General features: G+C 61.1%; 18 protein-coding genes and 3 pseudogenes. 7 read left to right on the top strand and 14 right to left on the bottom strand.

Translation table 11 applies throughout. The features are described from left to right. Positions 1-11: 11 nt before the first annotated feature. Positions 12-4805 (top strand): carboxypeptidase regulatory-like domain-containing protein, encoded by a 4794-nt coding sequence (locus C463_RS19400; protein WP_008444028.1) that lies wholly within the window; start codon positions 12-14, stop codon positions 4803-4805. 438 nt (positions 4806-5243) lie between these two features. Here the strand turns inward: C463_RS19400 and C463_RS11800 are convergent, their stop codons facing one another. Next, positions 5244-6143, bottom strand: coding sequence for a hypothetical protein (locus C463_RS11800; protein ID WP_008444026.1), 900 nt, complete (start codon positions 6141-6143; stop codon positions 5244-5246). Positions 6144-6938: 795 nt separating this feature from the next. Beyond that, positions 6939-8150 (bottom strand): annotated as a pseudogene (locus C463_RS11795) (RNA-guided endonuclease TnpB family protein). Between the two features lie 359 nt (positions 8151-8509). Here C463_RS11795 and C463_RS17925 point away from each other — a divergent pair. The 5 genes and pseudogenes from C463_RS17925 to C463_RS11780 form a co-directional block, all read left to right on the top strand. Further along, positions 8510-8782, top strand: coding sequence for a type II toxin-antitoxin system HicB family antitoxin (locus C463_RS17925; RefSeq protein ID WP_080510831.1), 273 nt, complete (start codon positions 8510-8512; stop codon positions 8780-8782). Positions 8783-8787: 5 nt separating this feature from the next. Further along, a complete protein-coding gene (locus C463_RS11790; protein ID WP_008444022.1) occupies positions 8788-9045 on the top strand; it encodes a type II toxin-antitoxin system HicA family toxin in 258 nt (85 codons plus the stop codon). A gap of 1191 nt (positions 9046-10236) precedes the next feature. Further along, positions 10237-10374, top strand: coding sequence for a hypothetical protein (locus C463_RS19745; RefSeq protein ID WP_239638903.1), 138 nt, complete (start codon positions 10237-10239; stop codon positions 10372-10374). Positions 10375-10389: 15 nt separating this feature from the next. Continuing rightward, entirely contained in the window at positions 10390-10656 is a 267-nt protein-coding gene (locus C463_RS18690) for a hypothetical protein (RefSeq protein WP_137695499.1), read from the top strand. Positions 10657-10683: 27 nt separating this feature from the next. Next, positions 10684-11130 (top strand): annotated as a pseudogene (locus C463_RS11780) (hypothetical protein); the annotation flags it as partial. 77 nt (positions 11131-11207) lie between these two features. Here C463_RS11780 and C463_RS11775 read toward each other — a convergent pair. The 7 genes from C463_RS11775 to C463_RS11745 all read right to left on the bottom strand — a co-directional run bounded on the left by C463_RS11775 (position 11208) and on the right by C463_RS11745 (position 17856). Beyond that, entirely contained in the window at positions 11208-12446 is a 1239-nt protein-coding gene (locus C463_RS11775) for an RNA-guided endonuclease InsQ/TnpB family protein (RefSeq protein WP_008444017.1), read from the bottom strand. Then, complete coding sequence (gene tnpA, locus C463_RS11770) at positions 12443-12832, bottom strand: IS200/IS605 family transposase (protein ID WP_008444015.1); 390 nt, start codon at positions 12830-12832, stop codon at positions 12443-12445. The genes C463_RS11775 and tnpA (C463_RS11770) overlap by 4 nt, the downstream gene beginning before the upstream one ends. A 47-nt stretch (positions 12833-12879) precedes the next feature. Beyond that, positions 12880-13971, bottom strand: coding sequence for a transposase (locus C463_RS18685; protein WP_239638902.1), 1092 nt, complete (start codon positions 13969-13971; stop codon positions 12880-12882). 224 nt (positions 13972-14195) lie between these two features. Beyond that, the gene (gene tnpA / locus C463_RS11760) at positions 14196-14585 is read right to left on the bottom strand and encodes an IS200/IS605 family transposase (RefSeq protein WP_049905873.1); all 390 of its coding nucleotides are present in this window, start codon (positions 14583-14585) and stop codon (positions 14196-14198) included. A gap of 283 nt (positions 14586-14868) precedes the next feature. Continuing rightward, a complete protein-coding gene (locus C463_RS11755) occupies positions 14869-15111 on the bottom strand; it encodes an AbrB/MazE/SpoVT family DNA-binding domain-containing protein (RefSeq protein WP_239638901.1) in 243 nt (80 codons plus the stop codon). A gap of 233 nt (positions 15112-15344) precedes the next feature. Further along, the gene (locus tag C463_RS11750; protein ID WP_008444007.1) at positions 15345-15923 is read right to left on the bottom strand and encodes a hypothetical protein; all 579 of its coding nucleotides are present in this window, start codon (positions 15921-15923) and stop codon (positions 15345-15347) included. 328 nt (positions 15924-16251) lie between these two features. Continuing rightward, a complete protein-coding gene (locus C463_RS11745) occupies positions 16252-17856 on the bottom strand; it encodes a sensor histidine kinase (RefSeq protein WP_008444005.1) in 1605 nt (534 codons plus the stop codon). A gap of 341 nt (positions 17857-18197) precedes the next feature. On the opposite strand from C463_RS11745, the pseudogene C463_RS11740 reads away from it, so the two are divergent. Further along, a pseudogene (locus C463_RS11740) lies at positions 18198-19518 on the top strand (RNA-guided endonuclease InsQ/TnpB family protein). An 81-nt stretch (positions 19519-19599) separates the two neighbouring features. Here C463_RS11740 and C463_RS11735 read toward each other — a convergent pair. From C463_RS11735 to C463_RS11720, 5 genes are all read right to left on the bottom strand, one after another. Continuing rightward, on the bottom strand, positions 19600-19941 hold the full coding sequence (locus C463_RS11735) for a DUF5615 family PIN-like protein (protein ID WP_008444003.1): 342 nt from the start codon (positions 19939-19941) through the stop codon (positions 19600-19602). Next, entirely contained in the window at positions 19938-20225 is a 288-nt protein-coding gene (locus tag C463_RS11730; protein WP_008444001.1) for a DUF433 domain-containing protein, read from the bottom strand. The genes C463_RS11735 and C463_RS11730 overlap by 4 nt, the downstream gene beginning before the upstream one ends. A 337-nt stretch (positions 20226-20562) precedes the next feature. After that, entirely contained in the window at positions 20563-20844 is a 282-nt protein-coding gene (locus tag C463_RS17905) for a hypothetical protein (RefSeq protein WP_080510829.1), read from the bottom strand. Further along, entirely contained in the window at positions 20822-21424 is a 603-nt protein-coding gene (locus tag C463_RS11725) for a hypothetical protein (RefSeq protein WP_008443998.1), read from the bottom strand. The genes C463_RS17905 and C463_RS11725 overlap by 23 nt, the downstream gene beginning before the upstream one ends. 60 nt (positions 21425-21484) lie before the next feature. After that, positions 21485-22429: an ArdC-like ssDNA-binding domain-containing protein gene (locus C463_RS11720; RefSeq protein WP_008443996.1), complete on the bottom strand. Its 945-nt coding sequence runs from the start codon at positions 22427-22429 to the stop codon at positions 21485-21487. Positions 22430-22562: the final 133 nt, after the last annotated feature.

Below are 22562 nucleotides of genomic sequence, written 5' to 3'. Positions count from 1 at the left end.
CGACTGATCAGATGCAGGGAGAAGACGCTCGGACGAACATGACCGGCCTCGACTTCGAGACCACGTGGCGGGTGACCGACGGCTACCCCGCACTCCGTGCGTTCTCTGAGACGGCTCCCGGCGAAGGTCCGCCGGACGCTGGCACTGCTCTCACGGTGAACGCGAGTGCGTCGTCAGTCTCTCCAACGAGGGCCGCTGTCGGCTACTCACAGACGTACACGGTGACGGTGACAGTCGAGAACACATCGCTGAACGACTCCGAGGCCCGCAACATCGAGGTCCGGTTCGAGGACTTCGAATTCGATACCGGCGAAGAAGATCTCACGATCGGTTACAGCGCCGCCGACGTGACTGACGGCACTGTCACCGTCTCCGAGACTGTCCCCGCCACGCCAGTGTCGACCGGCCTACACGACGTCACCGTCACTGACATCCGTCGCGAGGCCAGCGACGAAGAGACGGGATCCCTGCTCGAAGACGCGAACGTCACCATCGACACGATCGAGGTGATAAACGTACCCGACGCGCCCCCGGAAACTGAAGGGATCTCCTTCCTTCCGGCCGGCGGCAGTTCGAACTTCGGACAGAACGGGTCCCGCGTGTACTCCGAGAAGATCGTGGTCGCCACGCCGTCCTCGGGCGGGGTCACGATCGGGGACGCGAGCTCGCGTGCGTTCCGCGTTGTCCAGACCGACACGGACACGAACGAGTCGGTGGTCGTCGAACCGGAGCCGGGAGTTGGCACGTATAACATCACCGGCGCGGCGTTCGAGATCTACCGCCCGAACGGGACGATCGGGTACAGCGACCCGCTCGCGGACCGCGGCCCGACGCTCAGGATCAGGCTCGCGGATGGGAGCACCACCGAGATCCCGGTCACGGTCTCCGGGAACCGGGACCTGTTCGACCCGTCCCGCACCGGGTCGAGCGTGTTCGACCCGTACGCCGTCCAACTGCTTTCGGAGAACACGACACAGCCGTCCGACTCGTCGGTGCTCACCGAGACCGGCTCCCGTATTCGCGGTATCGGCTACGACGGTGGGCCGGGGACCGAGCGAGGGCTGCGACAGAACTCGACCGATGGCACGATCGAGGTTTCGATCGACCGCGAAAGCGACGTGAACTCGTCGTGGCACGTCGAGTACGTCGTCGCCTCCTCGCCGGACTCCGTGATCCTGAACCGCTCGGTCGACAACGATAACGCGGCGAATAACTTCACCGCGACGTTCGACAGCGGCGGGCTCCAGAACGGCAGCTATCTTCACGGGTTCATCATTCGGCCGAGCGAAGGATCCGATGAGCAGTTCCTCACACTGGCCAACGAGAACCTCCAGATCGGCGACGGCGAGGGGGACTCGCCGGATCAACCAGAGACGCAGGAAGCAGTGTTCACGCTCCCGGCCCAGGCGACTGATTCGTCAACGTTGAATACGAGCCTTGGTGACGAGACGGACCCAGCGGTCGTCGCCACAGACGTCACGAGTAACGTCGATGGGTCGATCGTCGTCGTCTACGAGGTGTATCGCGGTGCCGATCGGATCGCCGGTGTCAAGGAAACGACCGCGACTGAGACGAACGGCGACCCGGTCACGGTCCCGCTCGAAAACACAACCGGACTGCCCGGTCCACACTACGCCGTGTTCCTCAACGAGTCGACGGTCAACAGCACGAACCCATCGCCCGGAGATATCCTTTCGGTACAGGCTGAGGAGGAAGCCCTCGCCACACGGCCGTCGCTCGAATCCGGTTCGTTCTATCAGGCCGTCTACGAGGGCGATGTCGACATCGCCGATCAACAGTTCACCGGATCGACCGCTGAAATCACGATCAACCAGAGTGCTCTCCAGCCGGATGCGCCATCCGGATACGTGGTCGTTCTCCACGACCAGTCGAGCGCGCCGGTCGGAGCTCCGATCGGAACAAGCCAGGTCCTCAACGGCACCCGAACTAATTTCTCGGTCACGTTAGACGAGGAAGTAGAGATTAACACGACCCAGGAGGTCACCGCCATGCTCCACTTCGCCGCGAACGGGAGTCCCGGTCGAGCGATCCCGAACGCGGACGTGGACAACGGATTCGTCGCTGGTAACGTCGCTGATAGCGCCACGATCAACATCGCGGAGACTGGGACGCCCGGAGGCGGAGCGCCTCCGGTGGTCAGCGAACCCATCGACAACGACAACGAAGCGAACTTCACCGGAACCGACTTCGTCGAGCGGATCTCGTTCGACGCTCAAGGCGTCGGAGGACAGCCGGTCAACGTCACGGAGCGGAGCGTGCCGAACGCGTCGATCTCGGACGTAGTCCAAGAGAAGTTCGTCGGTGCCAACGACGACGTGGCAGGCTTTACCCCGGCAGCATCCATCGGGGTCCGTGACGCGCCGTCGCTCGGCGATGGCGAGACGGCGACCATCAGCGGGTCGGTCAATGCGTCCGACGTCGAGGATCCCTCGGCGCTGACCGTCGTCCGCGTTCCGGACGATCAGTCCTCGGCGGAGCGCCTGCCGACGAACGTCACCAATCTCTCCGACGGGACGATCTCCTTCGAGGCCACCACGACGAACTTCTCGACGTTCGTCGTCGGCGAGGAGGAGGCGTCGACCGCGAACGTCACCGGAAGCCTTACCGCCGCGAGCGAAGCATCACTGGAGAACGACACCGTCTTTGTCTACCGCGAGACCGCGGGCGGTGTCGAACGGTACAACAACACGGTCGATGCGGACGGAAACTTCAGCGTCGCCGTCAATTCCACGGACGCGACGTACACGCTGGCGTTCGGGGACACGAACGACTCGGCGTCGGCGAACGGCGTCCCCGATCTCTACGCGATCGAGGAAGTCACGCCGTCGGCGGACGTCGGCAAAGTCACCGTCCCCGAAGCATACAACGTCACCGTCCGAGTCACCGACGGCGACGATGGCGCGATCGAGGGCGCCGACGTCGCCGTCGGCCACAAGAACGGAAACGCTACCATCGAGGACGGCGCGCGAAACGCGACGAACGCGAGCGGCTATCTGACCGGTAACGGCGAGAATCCCTTAGAGCTCGTCGGGAACGTCACCGTATTCGCGGGCTACGACAGGTTCACCAACGAGACCCAGGTTCGGGTCACGGAAGACGAACCGGTCAACATCACGCTCGCCCGGAACGTGAGCGTCTCCGGTCGCGTCGAGTACGCGAACAGTGATCCAGCGGCCGGCTACACGATGGAGCTGTTCGGGCCGGGAGACAGCGGTGACTACGTCGTCACCAACGAGTCCGGCGTCTTCGAGTTGAACCCCGAACCGGATCGGACCTACTCGCTGGGGTTCAAACAGACCGACTTCGATGGGTCAGCAGAAGACTTCCCCAAGGACGGACGCCCTGATCTCCACGCGTTCGGTGGGATCGATGTGGACAACGCCGACCGGACCGTGGGAGACCGGACGCTTCCACCGGCGCATCTCGTGAACGTCACCGTCGAGGACACGGACGGAAACGCGGTGTCCGGCGCGAACGTCGACGTCAACGCGCTCGAAGGGCTATACGGTGCACACCACCCGGCGACGACTCGAGGGGACGGTGAGGTCGTCCTCAACGGGAGCAGTGCGCCCGGCGTCGAAGTGAACGGCACCCTGCGCGTCGGCGTGGAGGCAACCGACGACTACGCGCAGAACGTGACCGAGTTCGAGGTCGACGGCGATCGCGATGTCACCGTGGTCGTCGGCGATCGCGTCGACGTGACCGGACGGCTCGTCAACGAGAGCGGGGCGGATCTGAGCGGCTACAACGTCTTGGTCGGCCAACAGGAGAGGACCTTCTCCTTTGACGCGGTGAACGAGAGGGGAAGATTCGCGGTTCCGGTCGGCGCGAACCGCAGCTACAGCGTCACTGTGGGTCAGTCCACGGAGACGCTCGCGCCGCGCGACGGACTGACCGACTTCTATCAGGTTACCACGGTCGCGGTGAACGACGGTGACGAGGACGTCGGCGAACAGACCGTGCCGCCTGCCGAAGGCGTGTTGGACGTTCGCGTGACGAACGAGTCCGGCGAGCCCGTGGAGAACGCGCCCGTCGTCGTCGTCCCCACGCAGGCCGGCACGTCCGCTCCTAGTGCCGCAGGGCTCACGAGTACGACCGACGCGCAGGGATACTTCGGGGTGGGCGGCCAAACGGGTATCGAAGCGTCGGGGAACTACACGATCCGCGTCGAACGACCGTCGGGCGACGACCGGTTCGTGGACGAGACGTACACGAGAACGGTGACCGTCACCACTGGTCGCACCGTGGAAGTGCCGTTGAACGAAACCGCCGGTGGCGGTAGCGGCGGTGGCGGCGGCGGTGGCGGCGGTGGCGGTGACGGCAGCGGTGACGGCGGTGGCGGTGACGGCAGCGGTGGCGGCGGTGGCAGCGACGGTGACACCGGTTCGCCATCGTTCGCCGTCTCTGGGTTGGATCCACAAACTCCCTCGATCACGGCCGGCGACACGCTCACGATCAACGCAACGATCGAGAACGTCGGTAACGCTACCGGGACGCAGCCCGTCGAATACCGCATCGGTGGGACCACGTCTGCCAGCAAGGAGGTGACGCTCTCGCCCGGCGAGAACACCACCGTCGAGTTCGCCGATATCGAGACGACGAATCTCGTGGCCGGCGACTACGAACACGGCGCCTTCACCGAGAACGCGAGCCAGACCGGCACGCTGACCGTCGAAGCCGATTCGGGTGGCGGCACCGACGATTCGGCGCCCGGCTTCGGAAGCGTCGTCTCGCTGCTCGCGCTCGTCCTGTTCGCGTTGATAACAAGACGGAAGAGAAAATAACGACGTACGGACACGCCTCAAAGTTGGTTCAGCGGTCATTTGGAGGAATACCGTGATTGCTGTGCTGATTACATACTCTGTAGCCCGCAGTGCGTTCCTAACAAAAATTGGAGAGGAGTAGATCGGCTCTGAATAGCGGTAGTTGGCCGTGCGAGCCGAACCCCAATCTCCTCATTGGGGGATGAGCTGCGTTGTCCCTGACTCGGGACCGCTCTTCCCTCGCTCAGACGGCGCTATTCAACAGAACAGTCATAAGCACTCTGAAGTCGAACGCCTCATCCTCTAACTCTACGCGACCGTTGTATCGATGCTAAGTCCCTCTCTGAGGTTGTGGCTGCGCGCGCAGCGACCGGCGGGAGCGAGCACGGAGCGGAGGGTGGGGCGGTGGGGCTTGGGCCGGTCCGGCAGTCATAAAAAAAAAGAGCATGGGTCATGTGGCTATGCTTCCCACCACCGACCGCGTTCCGGGAAGTGGATCGTGCTCCAGCCAGTGACAGCGAGGGAAACACGCCCTTCGTACCAATTCCGGGCTGCGCCGTGAATGCGGACGCGTTCACCCTCGGCGATCCATGGTGCCTCTGAGGCCTTCCAGATGGTGACCCGAGTTTGCCCGCTGTCGTCCGCGATGAGTCCGACTTGCGCGATGCTTGGATGCGATGGATCCCAGAGGGTCTTGACGCGACCGTCGATGCTCACCTCCTTGCGATCGACGTCTTCGAGTTTCCCGATGGGAACCACCTGTCCGGGCGCCATCTGAAGCTCCCCAAACACCCGCACGACCGCACTCGTCAGATCCTTGTCGTCGACGACCGCCTCGGCCAGGCGGCAGCTGATCGCCGCACGCGACCAGCCGTCCAACCGCGTTGCGAGTCGGGTTGCTTCCGTGTTCACTGTCGCCAGCTCATCTTGGGAGAGCTCCGTTCGAGGATCATCCCGGTCGGGGTCGACTCTCGGGTCCACGCTTGCGGCTCGCTTCTGAAACGTCTGCCGGCGTTCCGTGCTTCCGTGCGCGGCGACCGCACGCGTGCGCTGCTCGCGACCATCCTGTGTTCCCAGCTCGGCTTGGGCACTGATGCGCTCCAGTTCGGCCTCCCGCGCCCGAATGCGCTCTTCCTGTTCAAGGGTGACACCGTGAATCCGCTCGGTGCTCGTGTCCGGAATCCCATCCGGGTGGTTCGCATCCACCTTCGCCTGTGTCTCCTGCTCGACCGCCGCCTCGAACGCTGACGTCTCGTCGACGACCGGGAAGCCGTCTTCATCGATCGTCTGCTCGCCCGTGTTCTCGAATGCCTGTTCATCGACCGTAACGACCTTGCCGTTAGTGTTGGTACGAGACATTGGATCTCACTGATCCGAAGGCGCTCACGCGCCGCCACCGCGATGAGCTCCCATCGCGGGTTTCCGACGACACCGACCGACAGCACCAGCTGCGCGCTCTCGCTCGCGCCTTCGCGAGCGCCCAACGGGCGCGAGCGAGAGCGCGCCCGAGTGCGGCGACCCCAACCAGCACCGCGCGCCGACCCGCCCGGAGCGAGTGGCCAGCGCATTCCCCGTTCGCCGCGACGCAACCACGTCCGTCGCGGTCGGCTTCGCCGAGGTCCACAGGACCCGAACGGGTGAAGCGCTGGCGTCGAGGGCACATTCATTTTAGCCCGGAACGCGGTCGAGTGACGGAGGAACGAGACCGCGACAGCCCGGAATGGTCGGTCGCGAGCGACGCGGAGGGCGGAATGCGGCGAGCGGTGCGTGCCGTCCGAACTCCATCTGATCGAGGAGTGCCCGCATGCCCGGAGTGATATCCCGTGTTCCGCGACGGAACGATATCCTCCACAGGAGGACGTGAACGGGTTTCGATCCGACGACTCGGAAGCGTCAGCCGCGAGGATTGCTCGCTAGGCTTCCGGTGGATCGTGGCACTATCACGAGTGCGCCTACCCCGTGACGAGTCATTGCCTGTCAGTTTCCAAGATAGGCTCTCTCATCACGGGTCAACGTACTCTTGATCATTGATTAGCCCTACATTGAATGCCCACCTACAGTCGTAGGCAGACCACCCGGAGTGACATCCTCACCGATTCGGTGCCCCACACAGGAGGCGTTGCTGAGGTTTCAGGACTGTACCCACGGGCCTCATCACGGTGACGGGCTCTGTTCACGAGGTCCTGTGGTACTGTCACGGGTGCGCCCATTCCGTAGCGTATCATCGCTGCCCAGGGTTCAGGGACAGTTCTCACCCCACGGATCAAGGCGACCAGCGATGTTGGCCGCTGCGTTGATATCGGCCTGATAAACTGACACCCAGCAGTTGTCATTGGTACAGCGGAACTCCGATTGCTTGGGACGAGTTCCAATCTCTCCGCACGCATGGCAGATCTGGGACGTGTACGCGGGGTCGACGTACCGAACAGGAATCTCCGCGTCGGCGGCCTTGTCCGCGAGCCGTGTTTGCAGCTGGTTGAAGGCCCACGCATGGAGTCGCCGATTCAGGTGTGGGCCGAAGTTGAGGTCGTCTTGGAGCGATGTCAGCTGCTCGAGGACAATTACCGGCTGATCGAAGCCGGCGGCATACTCCACAGCGTTTCGCGTCGCCGTCTCGATCTCGTCCCGAAGCGCGTTCCGGAAGTACGCCGCCTGCTCGTCAATTCGCCACGCTGCGGCCTCGCGTTCTTGCAGCCGCTGGAGTGTCGTCTGTAGCGTCTGGTTGAGGTGCCGGGCTCTGCCACCATCCACGAGCAACGGATCGACTGGTCGCCCGTCCAGGAGGGCACAGCCGGTCAAGAGAATCGCCTCGCCGACGTCGAAGCCGACCGGCGTGCAGGTCTCGCAATCGACCTCGGGTTTCGTTGTTGGGAGTTTGAGTGGAACGTGCAGTTCCCAGCGGGCCTGTCGCGGCCGGGTGATCAACTGTAACTGCCCGGCAGTAGCCTCGTCATCGAGCAACTGGAGCCACCACTTGCGTTGGTCTGGATTGATTGCGAGCGGAATCCAGAAGTTGGTGCCACGGCCGGGTTGGGGGACTTCCCAGCAGAATGCGTGCGTCCGGTCGGTGGAATGATCGAACACCGCTGCTCGGTTGGTAAACCGAACGGGTTGGGTCTCGCTGAGTTCTGTTGACCCGCTCTTGAGGAGGCCTGGAACATGGCCTTTCAGTGCATCTTTCGCCTGGTACGGGAGGTCGTAGGGCGTTACAATATCGTTGACTGCCGTCATCGTCGTTGCAGTGGCGTCGAACGCTTCACAAAGGGCTTCCCGATAGGTCGACTGCAGGTTCTGAAGCTTCTGTTCTTTATGTGCCGTCGGTTCGACGAGTGACGCAACGACCGTTCGGATTCGTTCGTCTGGCATGGTTGTCAAGGCACGTCTGCATTTTCGCGCGCCCCCACCCATCGCGGGCGCAAAAAACAACGGAAAGTCGAATGGGATTCACCTCACTGCTTGCTGTTGCCCCACATCCGCGGCACGTAGCTAAGGTCCTCGACGCTCTATTGGCGAGATTGGAGTACGGAATTCTGTAGGTAATCCTCAAATTATGAGAGGAACCTCGTGCTGAATATAGAGGCTGCAGTCAGCATGAGAACTGCGTTATTTTCTCTACCTAGATCCTGAACCAACCGATAGAAGCTGACTGCGTATCGATCATCAGTGGTCAATGTGAGATGTAGGTCTCCCAAAGTGCTTTGAGTCTCGGTGAGGTACCAACAGGTATGGCACGAGCCGATTCTGGTGATTCGGACTCTCCTGAACGGGAGATCCGCTTAGTGAAGAACCCAGATGGTCAGTGGACGGCTCGTGATCTCCGTGTCGGAGTGACCGCTCAAGGTAAAAGCCGGGAGATAGCACTTGACAATCTTGACGCCGTCATTGAGGCGGTAGAAGGCAATGGCGGGCGCTCTCCGACCGACAAAGAGATACGTGACCTCGGTGTTGATCCTGAAGTCGCTCGGTCACAGAGCGACGAGCTTCCCGATGTCTTATAGTAGCGATGGTGACACGGGATTTTTCCGGTGAGGACGTGTACAAAGTGCTGGTGAACGTTGGTGGGTTTCGGCACGTTCGTACCACGGGGGATCACCTGATTCTTCGATGGGATCCACCAGAAAGCCATGAGAACACGGAGACGCGTACAGTGAGCGTTCCGGCCCACGACTCAGTCAGCATTGGGACGCTCCACGCTATTGCTGACGACGCCGGTGCGGAGAACTTCGAAGCGTTCTGCGAGTGGATCGACGAGAACAGGTGATAACCAATCCCGGTATTTGAGTCACCTGTACTGACCGATCACTCTCCCCCGTAGATCGGCTTCGGTTCGTACCACATTCGCGCTCTGTATTCAGCACGACTGTGCTCTGTTGAATCCGCAGAAGGCGTCGGTATCGGGTCACTCTGTACTCGGGACAGGTGCGCTGCCGAGAGAATTCAGAGATGTACTCTTGGTAGAGGGGGAGACGATCGAGATAGCTGGGTGGATCGATCCACCTCCTTGACGACAAAAAGTGAGATTATCGTCACTTCAGAGATCGCGAACCCCGTGCCGTCATCGGATTCAACAGAGCACACGACTGTGAAAAACTGTTGGCAACTTGGCGATTACATCGAACCCTCTACGAATGGTCTGTCGCGAGCGACGCGGAGGGCGGCAGCGGCGAGCGGGGCGAGCCGTGGCGTACGCACCTGTTCAGCCGGCTACGCCGCTCGGTGAGCCATCTACCGCCCTGACTGACGCAAAAAGGGCGAGGCCGTCTCGACTGCCCTTGCCCCCGCAAGTACCACACGAACGAGGCGCACAGCGTGGGTCGCGGGCGTCAAGCGGCCGGAGGCGTTCAAAGCGCTACTTCTGGGGGTTCCGTCTGGAACTCGCTGAGAACGTGTGTTGTGACAGTCCCAACTGGCCGCTATCGAGTGTGCTACCACGTCGTGGTCGGTAGTAGCAGTTCGGAACGGGGCGCGGTCAACGAGGATGTGGTGGATGACTGACCGAACAATTGTATCCCCGTATCGATCAACGACTGTGGCCATCGTCGCATCGAGATGTACATCCGGGTGGTCCGTTCGCGGAGCAGCAGCCCGGTCACAGACCGTGTCGACGTATGCGTGCTCGGGGGCGGCAACTCGCTTTCGGACATCGTGGCGTGACTCTCCACACAATCGAGATGAATAAGACATATGGTATGATCCACAGAAAGCATTTACGATGGCCGCCGAGACAAGTTGACATGGTTGACCGAGCGCTGGTCGGAAAGCCACACACTCGGTGAGACGGTCCGTGCGACCGCCCTTCCAGAGCCGTAGCGGGCTGTACGCCGGTGTGTGTCCATCCATGAACGACGACAAACTCCTCCGTCGAGAACTGCGCTGCGCTCGCGAAGAACTCGTCCGCAAACGCACACGACAGTCGAATGGCGTACCAGCTTCGGAGAGTCGCCTACCGCTGATGCCGGAGCGGGACGAGGCGTTCCTTCGTCTCGCCCTGATGACTGTCGATGATCTCGAAACACACATCGAAAGACTCGAACGTGACCTCGCCGACCTCGAAGACGGCCTCGACCGCCCAGATTCGGAGTTCAAATGAGCGCGCCAAAGCCACATGAACCTCACAGAAAACACGATCTACAGCCACGACGAACTCGAAGAAGTACTCGTGCTTGGCGTCCACCACATCTTCGAAACGTACGATCCGGATGCGGGAGACGGCGATCTCCGATCGAGAGTCGTCCGCTATACTGTAGACTGGGACGAGTATGGACCGATGCCCACCAGTGTTCGTACCGCCCCTGTTGAAGAGTTTCGGACGGTCGTCGGTGATGCTGTTCGAACGTGGGATGGCGGTGAGTGTACAAATGGCGATGCCTGACTATTCACTCCAATCCACCTCAGGCCGATGAAAGTCTACCCCAAAATTCCACGATACGATCACCCCGTCGTCCCGGAGTCGTTCTTCGACGCCGAGGACTTGGTGGTCCTCGAGAAGTTCGACGGGAGCTCGTTCCGCTTCACACTCTTTGACGAGCGGTACGCGTCATCGTATCCCGATCCGGTTGCGACCGCCGCTGCTGGTGACGGCAGTCTCGTCTTCGGGACCCGTCGCTCGATCATGGGATCGCACCGTGACGATCTCGAGGAGATCGACGGCGCACTCCACAGAGCCGTCCGGTGTCTCCGTGACGGGATTGATGTGGAGGCTCTCCGCCAAGTCCACGACGAACATGGCGGCCCCCTCATCGTGTACGCAGAAAATCTGGTGTACTCGACACTGGACTACGGCTACACAGACCAGTCTCTCCCCGCTCTCGTCGGCTTCGACATCCTTCCGTACGCGGCCATCGATTGACCTCCTCCCGCGCCTGAAGACGCGGGAATCCCACCACGGGATTTCAGGCCGAGCGTCTGCTCGACCCTACGGTCTTAAGACGCATACGCTCCACGCGTCTCTTGCTGGGTGTCAGCATCGGCGTGGCTGTCTTGTGGCGCGGTCAAACGCGCCCCATCCTCAGCCGAGTCATCGTCGTTCTCGTGTTCTCTGGAACGACTCTCTCCGCTGAGGTAGCGGTCTGCGATGTTTATCGCGCCGTTCACGTCCGCTTGGTACTCGCTTACCCAGCACGCGTCGTTCGTACATGTGAACGTCGCCTGTTTCGGACGATACCCTACCTCACCACACGCGTGGCACTCTTTCGACGTGTTGCGTGGATTCACCGTCTTGACGGGAATTCCACTTTCGACGGCTTTGTAGCGTATCTGCGCGTGGAGCTTGGCGAACCCCCATCCGTGGAGACGACGGTTCATGTACTCGCCGTAGTCCATCGACTCCCGGATGTGCGTCAGATCTTCCAGCACGAGAACGGGATTCCCGACGGACTCAGCGTACTCTGCGACTTCGCGGGTGACGCGATGGAACACGTCGTCTATCTGGTTCCACAGGTCGTCACCGATCGAGTCAGCGATACGCTCGCTTCCGCGCGTCTGGAGTCGCCTCGTGGCGGTGAAGTAGGTCTTACGGAGCCGACGAACGGTCTTCCCCTCGTCGGCCCACAGTTCGGGCGCAGTCGGAGAACCGTGGTCGTCGCGGTGACACACCGTGACGAGCGACGCTTCCCCAATATCGACACCGATGGGCGTCCGTTCGTCGGCAGACACCTCTGAACCATCTTTGACATCGCGGGTCGCGGTGACGTGGAGATACCACGTCCCCTCTCGCTCGAACAGCCGACTCTCGCCTATCTCCGCGTCTCCCGCGTGTAACGCTTCCAGCCAGTCCCGCTGTTCGGGGTTCGGCTGTGCTGGCATCCAGAGGTGGTAGTCTTCGTGGTGCGGGATTTTGATGTACCACTCGATCGCGTTTTCGGGCTTGTGGTCGAGCCGTAGCCCCTCGTTCGTGAAGCGGACGGGGTGGTCGTCGTGAAGTTCATCCGCGTTGTAGGTCGTCGTGAGCTGCGGGACGTACTGTTTGAGCGCGTTCTTCGCGTACCCGCTCAGATCGTACTCGACCACGATGTCGTTCGCTTCGGTCTGCGTGGTACAGTCAGCGTCGAAGGCATCGTGAAGCGCCTGCTGGTACGCCTCTCGCGTCTCGCGGAGTTTCCGCCGCTTGTGGGCGGTCGGCTCCACCAGTTTCAGTTCCAACGTCTTCGTGAGTTCGGTCACGACTCGTCCTGCTTGTGCTGTTGGATGTAGTTCTCGACCGTCTCAGTTGAAACGTGCCCTGCTGTTCCTGCGTAGTAGCCTCGCGCCCAGCCAATTTTCTCGCTGTCGTGGTCGGCGTAGCGGTGGTTGTACTTCCGCGAGGAGATTCCTTTGAACCAGTTGGCGAGGAGTGCTGGCTCGTTTTTGGGTGGGCTACTCACGAACAGGTGAACGTGATCGGGCTGGACAGTGAGGTCGAGTATTTCGAGCCCCTTATCCTCGGCTATTTCGTGGAGGATGGTTCGCACACGGTCTGCGACCTCGTTGACGAGTACCGAGTTGCGGTACTTCGGCACCCACACTATGTGGTAGTTGAGGTTGTAGGTCGCGTGCCGTGTGGCCTTCATCCGTGTCGCACACTATGGGATCATGGGATGCTGACATCCTCCCACGGCTAAAGCCGTGGGGTTCCCCCACTGGGGGTTGAATCCACGAGTAGCGGGAGGTTCGCAGGTTCGTCGTCACGTTGGACGATGACCTGCGTTTCGGGCTGTGCCAGTACAGCCCCCGCCTCGGACAGCGGTTTCGAGAACTTGCCCAAGGCTCGTTTGCCGATGTTCAGCGCACCATTTTTGTCCGCGTTGTCGTCCAGTCCACACTCTGGACACTCGAAGCGTCCCTGCGTCTCACGGACGCCCTCGCACGCACAGCGGTTACACGTCTTCGACGTGTCGTATTCTTCGACCAACTTCACGTCGATCCCCACCTCGTGCGCCTTGTACTCGATGTAGTTGAGCAGGCGTGCGAACGGCATCTTGTGGGTCTTATCGTTCACGTACCGTCCTTTGTCGTTGTCTTCGCGAATCCCGCCAAGGTCGCCCACGACAATGACNGCGAACGGCATCTTGTGGGTCTTATCGTTCACGTACCGTCCTTTGTCGTTGTCTTCGCGAATCCCGCCAAGGTCGCCCACGACAATGACCGCTCTCCGCTCCTCGGCGTCCGCCACGATTTGGCGAGCAATCTTGTGGAGGCGGTCATCCACTTTCCGCGCTTCCACATCACCGATACGCTCAACGACCTGCTGTCCCTGTCGAGGTTTCGCCTTCCCAATGGACTTCCGCAACTGCTTGTAGTGTTCACGGATATGGCGAACCTCCTCACCGTAGAACGTGGTCTTGCGGTCGGAGAGGAACGCACAGGTGGCAACCCACCGTGCGCCCATGTCGATAGCCAGCACGTCGTCGTACTCGTCGGCCACGGTCACAGACTGCTTGACGACGAGATGGACGTACCAGTCACCGTCACGGCGCACTAACTCGCTGTCCCGAACATCGCTCTCACGGACAAGTTGTTCGTCCTTTCGAGGGACGTGAGCAGGACACCAGATGGAGTTTCCGCGTCCCCGTTCGGAGTCGTAGACGGGGACTTTGACCCANGACGTGAGCAGGACACCAGATGGAGTTTCCGCGTCCCCGTTCGGAGTCGTAGACGGGGACTTTGACCCACCACGACGAGAGAACTGTCTCTTCGTCGTGGGACACATCGAACACGTCGTTTCGAAGGACAACGGGTTGCTCGGTATCTGGGTTCGGGTCTTTCTGTCGCTTGACCTTCGACGCCTGCTGATCGGTCGCAGAGTAGAGGTCAGCGTCTCCACCGTGAACCGCCGTCTGGAACGCCTCATACTCACGGGCGAGCAGATCGGCTTTCTTGTTGGTCAGCGAGTGGAGCTTGACCCGCACCGTGGTCGAGACGCTCCGTTGCATGCTACTCACCTGCTTGGGCGTTGATGTACTCCTCGATGACTTCACTAGACACGTCGCCTGCGCTTGAGACGAAGTACGAGCGCGTCCACAGCGATGGCAAGCCGAAATCGAACTCATCCCGGAGTCGGCGCGAGGAGTAGCCCTTGACCTGTTGCATTATTTTGTTCGGGGCGAGCGTCGGGTCGCCCGTGACGAACAGGAGTACGTGGTCGGGACGAATCGCCAACTCCAGTATCTCCAAGCCAAGTTCGTCGGATTTCTCCTCGATGAGTTCTTCGAGACGGTTGCGTACCTCTCCCGTTAGCACCGATTTACGGTACTTCGGACACCAGATGAAGTGGTACTGAAGTTTGTGGATGTTGGTACGTTCCCTGTCGAACCCACGAGGCATCGTCAATATATAGAAACTACTCATCTAAAGATATTACGCAAACATCCAACCCCAACTATGGCTATGAACGTGGATTGGTTCCCAGTTGTTGGCTTCATCCCACCCCTGAAGGGGTGGGCTTTCGCCTCGCCACCGGTGTAATACTGACGGTGAATCGGTGGAAAATCCAGCCGTAGCGTCGTCGGTGGATGTGTACGCTATTGTCCGCTTGACCCCCGCCTAAAGACGGGGGTATGCGCTCGTATCTGTATCAGCGGTTCCGCGTCGAATACGACGTGATCCATTAATTGTCTCGCTCGAGGCGGTGACTTCGCTCCTTGTCGGCCTTCCGCTCCGCACGGAGGATGGCCGTTCCGCGCTGTTCCGTGGTTGCGGCTCCGCGGAAGTCTTCGAGGCTGGGGAGCGGTTCAACGACAATCTCTCCTTGCTCGTTTTCGCGGATGCGGACCCTGCTTCCCGGTTCGATTCCATGCTTCTCCCGGAGTTCTTTGGGAATCGTCGCCTGGCCTTTCTGACTCAGGTTCACGATGCGGCCCCCACTAGTTGTACCCATTGTAGTATTACTATTAGATGTACTAGCTTGAACCTGTTCCTAGTCGGCTCTGATTACGGTAGCACCCAAGGTACCTGCTGGTTGGCGTCGAGGAAGCCACTACATTAACCAACAATACCCCAGTCTCAGAGATCTGTTGGTTAATGAGGCTCGACGCGGACAGTTCGTCGAGGGACGGTAGTCTCGTGCCAGCCCGGTCGGGTTCGCTAGCGAGTCGCCGCGAACTCGCGGCACCCCTCGATAAGCGACCCCTCGAACTGCCACGTCGCCTCACAGAACGCCGTGTCCGTCTGCGCGTCCCACCGCGGGAACCCACACGCCTCACTCACGCCCACTTCCCACGTCGGCGGCTCAGTATGGTCCAGCTTGTACTCGGGGATGGCAACGACGTAGAGGTACTCCTCGTCGCCATGGATGCCCGCACGCGGATCCTCGACACCGTGGCCGAGCAGAAACAGCGGCTGCGAAAGGTGTTGCATCCGGGCTGGGTCACACACGTCCGCCGGCGAGGACGCGTCGAGCCGCCGATCCGGACGCCGGCTCGGATCGAGATACAGCGACAATGATGCCAGCTTCTCGAGGAAGACGTACTGGGCGGCCGCGTACGTAGGGCCGCGGACGCTACAGGTCGCCTCTAGCAGTTGTTTGAGCTGGCGGAGGCGCCCCAGAACTCCTTCAGGATACCCATCGGAGTGAGTGTACACCTGTGCGACTGGTTCGCTCGGATCGGCCGTCCGGCCCTGCTCGAGGGTCCGGACGAACCGGAGTTGACACCGTGTCGACATCGAATCACGCCGGCGACTGTGGCGCCGGCACCCATCCCGGCGCGAACAACACCACGATTGGCGGTCACCGGTCACCCGTTGGGGGCAGCGCGACACGGTGCCCACAGGGTTGACAGATCACGGTATCGGGACCGCGGATAACCACGACAGCGACGGGCGTCCCACACCGCGGACAGCGCTCGTAGGTCGCCATCACCGACTCCCTCCTCTACCATGACTCGCGTGGGCACACGTGCGATTCCGACGGATGAGTGGGGTGGCGAGATGACACCCAATCAGCGAGGTAGGTGTGGTGTCCATGGCTCTCCCCCCTCGGGAGCCACACAACTTACCCGAGCGACACACCGCGTTCCCGAAACACCGGTTCGAACCCACGGTCGGCGATCGCTGTCACTAACCCAGTGTATTCTGCCCGCACAGCGGAATCTTCGACAAGCTCGCGGAACCGACTCTCGAAGCGCCGCCCGTGGGCCGTCCGGCGCTTGTCCGACCGGTCGTGGGCCGCCTCGTGACACAGCACGAGAAAGAGATCGTGGGTCCACGCCAGCCGATGGGAGCTCGTCACCGCCGAATCAGTAAGCACAATCCGGCTGTGGCCGTCCGTCCACGCGTCCGGCGTGGCGTCGCCCCAATAGATATCGCGCTCGACACCGATGGCGTCTGCGAGCGCCCGGGCAAAGCAGAGGTACCGCTCCTGTCGCGTCGACAGCTCGGCATCAGCGAGGCGGGTGTACCCCTGCCAGACGCCCGCCTCCTCGGCACGGGTGGCGACGTCGAAGGTGTTCGGAAGCGTCACGGCGGTATCGTCGCCGCGTGCCGTCGTCACGAGCTGGTCGGTCGCCGTATCGCTCGTATCGAGGATGATCGCCCCGCGCTCGACGAGTGCGTCCGCCCCGTGGCCAGCACCATCCTGCCACGCGATCTGGGGTGCCGCCTGAATCCGGGCGAGACTCACCGGTGTGTCGGTGACAAGCTGGAAGAGATCTCGGTCGCGCCACCGTTCACGGAGCTCGTCGTCGCTGGTGAGCAGTTCGGTCATGACTGCCCGCGTTTGGTCGGTGAGTGCGTCGTCACACAGCTGGTCGTACAGCGTCACGCGGGCCTCGGCGATCGCATCCTGGATGCGGTCCCAGCGGTCACATCCTGACTGAACGGCCGTCCGCGCAAAGTTCAGCGTGAGGTTCCCCTTCGAGACGACGACGCCACCGAGGCCGGCATCATGATCGGTGGTGACGTACAACCCGTTGCTGTAGGTGGCGAGCCCCTGGGCGGGCGTCTGCTCGAGCGCGAGGTATGCGTCCGGCGTCTCGCGAGTGACCGTCATCCGCCCATCCTCGACCGCATCAAACGGGTGGCCGCGGTCGACGGGGTCGCCGTTGACGATCACGGACACGCCCGTCCGGAAGGTGAGATACGCGAACCGCTTCCGCAGGCGCTCGACGATCCGCGGCCAGCGGTAGCTGTCCGGATCGGGCACCTCACTCGCGTAGTGGTCGATGGTCACGCAGACACCGTCGAATGCGTGGGGCGCCTCGACGACGACTCCCTCTCGGCCGCTCGCACGGGCGAAGGGGCCGGTGTCGCGTTCGTTCTGGTAATCGAAACACAGTGCGTGGGTGCCGCTCCAGATGCGGACGGCGCCTTTCGCGATGATCGCACCGGTGCCGATCCCCCACTCGCCGAGGGTGGCGTCGTCCTCGCGGGATTTCGTCCCGGCACCCAACACGGAGAGATCACGCATTCCCGTCTCGCTGCCGAGATCCACGCCCGCGCCGTCATCACAGACGACCGTCTGATCCGGCGTGACACTGACGAGTACACGGGACGCGTCTGGGCTGTCAACCCCATTTTGGACGGCTTCGCGGATCGCGTCCGGGAGGTCTGCCATCTGGTCTTCGATCAGATACTGGGCAACCTGATCGGTCGTGGTCATCTCGACGGTGTCGGTACAACTGTCGTCGGTCCCGGCTGGATCCGGGGATGTGGCCTGCTCGGACATGGTGGCCACCCCTTGGGGCACCAGAGAAACTGTAGGGAGTGATCTACCGGACGAAGGGCACTGGTCAGCATTTTCGAGGTGGAGCCCCCGACCTCAAGTCGTGCGGGACCGGAGGTCCCGCTGACCATTCGAACGGGCGCTCCCGCGCCCGTGAGAAGAGAGCGAACGGAGTGAGTGAGTAGGTCGGGGAGGAAACCGACAGGTACGACACAACCGCCACACTGCGACCGACCGACTCCCAAGTTTATAAGTACAGTCGGTTATTCTCTGAAAACATGGATGTGCGTCGAACCGCCGTCGTGAAACTCGCCGTTTCCGACGAGCAACGCGACGCCCTCCACCGAACCGCCGAGCAATACCTGTACTGCGCGAACCGAACCGCCGACTACTGTTGGTCCGACACCTCCTACACCGAGTGTAAGACCAACAAGCGAGGGGTTCGTGATGCGCTCTACTCCGAACTTCGAGAGGAGACAGACCTCCAGGCCCAACTTGTTCAAGCTGCTATCAAACGCGCTGTCGAAGCCGTCAAAGCGTGTGTCGAACGATGGAAAAAGGGACAGCGCGTCTCTCAACCGACGTTCACCGCCGAAACGATGGACTACGACACGCGCAGCGGGACCTTCTACCGGAACAAGGTATCACTGGCAACTGTTGAGGGCCGAGTCGAACCGTCGTTCATTCTCCCGGCAGACAGTCCGACGCCCTACGAGCGGTACGTACTCTCCGAGAGCTACGAGTTCCGCGAGAGTACGCTTCGGTACGACGTGGCCACTGACGAGTTCTATCTCAACATTTCGACGCGGCGGACAGACGGTGACGATGAGGGTTCGGAAGATACCGGACACCCCGACCAAACGGTCCTCGGTATCGACCTCGGCGTCAATAGCCTCGCTGTGTCCTCAACCGGCACGTTTTGGCAGGGAGACGACTACGACCACTGGTGTCGTGAGTTCGAGAAGCGACGTAGCGAGATGCAACGGCGCGGCACGCAGGCCGCACACAAGGCCCTGCTTCGCCTCGGGAAGCGTGAAGAAGCCTGGCGCAAACAGTACATCNGGCACGCAGGCCGCACACAAGGCCCTGCTTCGCCTCGGGAAGCGTGAAGAAGCCTGGCGCAAACAGTACATCCACACGATCGCCAACGAGATCGTTTCGGAAGCCGTGGAACACGAGTGCGACGTGATCGCGTTCGAGGACTTGAGCGACATTCGAGAGCGACTTCCACAGGCAGAGTGGCACCACGTCTGGGCGTTCCGACGCCTGTTCAAGTACGTTGAGTACAAGGCACCAGAGCAGGGTGTCTCCGTGGAACAGGTCGAGCCAAACCACACGTCCCAACGCTGTTCTCGGACAGACTGCGGGTTTACGCACCCGAACAACCGCCACAGAGAACACTTTGAGTGCCAGAAGTGTGGGTATGAGGTGAACGCAGACTACAACGCCGCGAAGAATATCGGGCTCCGGTACGCTCGAAAGCGACAGCATAGACTCCGTTCCTCGCCCAAGTCGGGGAGCGGAGACGCACAAGTAGACGTGCGTATAACTGGTGGGATGTTGAACGGTGAGAGTCACCAGCCTATTGCTGGCGACTGATTACCGGGAGTCCACATCAAAGCCCTCCCCTCAACGAGCGAACCCCGTCTGGGGTGAGCGAAGTAGGGTAGGGTAGTTTACTCAGACCCAGTCATCCACGTAGACGACACCTGAAACTTCATTCTGCGGGTACTGCTTCGACATTCGATGTACCGCAGCGGCAATCTTTCCTGCCGGAATCGTCACATCGCTCACGTACAGAGCTGCGCGATAGGCTGTCGGATCGAGTTCAAGCACAAAATCGTCATCATATGTGAGAATGAGCCGATCGTCCGATTTTGAATACTGGCCCAATTCTTGGTCAGATGAGCCTTTCCCAAACGCAGTGAGATCGTTGACGTGTTCAACATCATGATCGTAGTTCCGGAGTTTATGAATAATCCGGTATTCAACGTTCTCACCAACCAAGAGCCGGTAGCTCATTCGCGTGGGGTTACCGAAGACTGCTGTGCCGCCTCCGTCGCAGCACGGCTATGACGAGCCTCAATCTGTTCCATCTCTTCGGGATTTCGATGGTAGTACGCGAGCGCTTCGTACACCTCGCCAACATCAAGTCCATATCGATCGGCGATATGATCAGGCCGGTTTCCAGCCTCTTCGACGAGATCATGAAGTTGTCGAACCGTTATTCGACTCTCCTCAATGTGGGCCTCGTCGTGGATGGTCGACTCGTCTGCGGAGACGATTCGGTACTTCGTTACTGCCATAGCCTTTCATATGTGTGCCGATGACAAAAAGCCGAGCCTAATTGGTCTAGCACCGATTTCTGAAATTGACACCAACCCAGCCGTGAATGGGTACGTATCCACTCGCCACGGAGCATCTCAACGGCGTCGGTACAACTGTCGTCGATCCCAGCTGGATCCCGGGGATGTGGCCTGATCAAACATAGTGGCCACCCCCTCAGGGCACCAGAGAAACCAGACGAGAGACTCACGAATGCTACGTGGATGAATTAGTAGAAGAGATGGACATGCTGGGTGATATCTACCTCGCTCTCAGAGACGAATCAGTGGCCGTAGAACCCCTAAATCCGCTGGTCAGCTACGAGTCATTTGGTGACGCCGATTCACCAGCAGCGTCTTCATCACGCGCGGCACGAATCTCGGCTGCGACAGCCGCGACGTGTTGCTGATGGGCTGCCGACGTCGCAACGTGCTGGGCAGCACTAAGTTGGCCATCCACAACGGCATTCTGCTGAGGCCCCCACACCTCCGGCGGCTCAGACTGAATATACGCTACCCAGCGTTTGATCGCCGCGATGCGCTGCTCACGGTTGCGGTCATGTTTCGCGTCGAGGTGATCAGGCCTGTCTGAGTCGCTCATACTCGGGTTCAACGTCAAGTCGCTGTACCCACGCTTCGAGCCGAGACATGCTAAGCGTTTCCACAAAGAGGGTGTACAGGTGAACCGCATCTTCAAGATCCTTCTGCGAGCCGAGAGACAATTTGTACGCGATCTGAAGTTCAAGCGGGCCGATTGGGATCGAGTCGTCACCGATTTCTGCGGTGATGGCATCCGAGAGCGACGCGCGGTCGAACTTATCACGGACGTGTTTGACCTCAAGATGCGGGGTTACCTGATCCGCTGGCGCCACCCAGATCGGATCCCCGTTCGTAAGCATCTCATGAAGGGAGTCAAGTGGCATTGCGGGCCCCCAATACCCCTCAGTGGTCAGTGTTGTCGCCACCTCCGCAGCTGTTGTTTCGTCGAGTGGCTCGATGAGGACATCAACGTCTTCCGTGGACCGAGCTCGACCTGCGAGAATCGAGACGTATCCAGCAACGTACACGTGCTCGATCCCCAGCTGATCGAGGATTTGCGAGAACCCAATCGCAAGCTCATCGAGTTGGTTTGGCTCGCGATCCACAGAGAGGACCCCATCTTCTAACACGATACCACTCATGTGTTCGGGTTCGGTGGCTGATAGATAAGTTGTCTGGTGGCGAGCAGTTGGTTCGATATTCTATGGATTCGCGCGATGGTCGGTCTGTTCGGCAATCACATCAATGACGGTTCGACTCGTCTCCCGTATCCGCGCACACCGATCGAGGAGTCGATCAGGATCGTCATCGCTCCACGCCGCGAGGTACCGTGCCGACCCGTTCATCTCGAGTCCGAAGTGCCGCCCGACAACGTACGCGACCGCCTCAGCCTCCAGTTCGCGGGCCGTTCTGTCGGCCGTGTCGGCTGGTTCATGGAGTAGTGCGTGGGCGTACTCATGGACGAGCGTTCCAGCCATTGCCGCGTCGTCGTCGTATCGCACCTCGATGTGGGGCATCGCATCGTCGCCGTGACGACACACGCCGGCGGCGTCGCCATGCGGCCACGCGGCCGCGGCGATGACCTCAACGGTCACGCCAAGATCGGATGCGGCATCGACGACTGCCGGGAACAGGGCATTGGCCGTACCGGTCGCGGCGGTGTCCAATTCGGGCAGGGGGTCACCCTCGGTCTGGGAGACGTCGAAGACGGGGACGGGTTTGAACCCCACCACGCCCTCGTCCCACTCTTCCGAGGGCGTCTCGTCGTACCCACAGTCGCTGTCGGCGTGGTACGAGGGGCTGTTCCCACACTCGGGACACTGCGGCGAGATGAGCGGCGCCCAGATCCAGATGGCGGATTCGCCTTCTTTCACGTGGCGGTCGAACTCGCGCTGCCACGTCCGGTAGCCTGCCACCTTCGTCGCATCCGGACACTGGAGGGTGATAAGCAGCGTGTTGCGGTGCGAGTAATCATGAAACCGGCTCTGGACGTCGAGCCACCGCTGGAACTGCGCGCTCGCACGCGCCTCGTCGACGGCGTCAACGAGCTCGGCGAGCCACTGGTCGATCGCCTGGTGCATCTGGTCGGCACGGGCGTCGGCGTCGTCGAACGCGACGTGCCCGTTCGTGGGGTTGAGAGATTCCATGGGACGCTCCCACACTTCACGAGCGCGATAAACACAACCGGAAGCACACTACGCCCCTTTCTCGACACCGAAAGGGGAGCCTCCGCCGGACGCACACAGGCGGTGGCGAGTCGTGCGCACACAGAGTAGGATT

The organism is Halorubrum californiense DSM 19288 (genome assembly GCF_000336875.1).
Classification (GTDB): domain Archaea; phylum Halobacteriota; class Halobacteria; order Halobacteriales; family Haloferacaceae; genus Halorubrum; species Halorubrum californiense.
The sequence above is the reverse complement of the archived record's forward strand: the minus strand, read 5'-3'. Positions and strand labels throughout refer to the sequence as shown.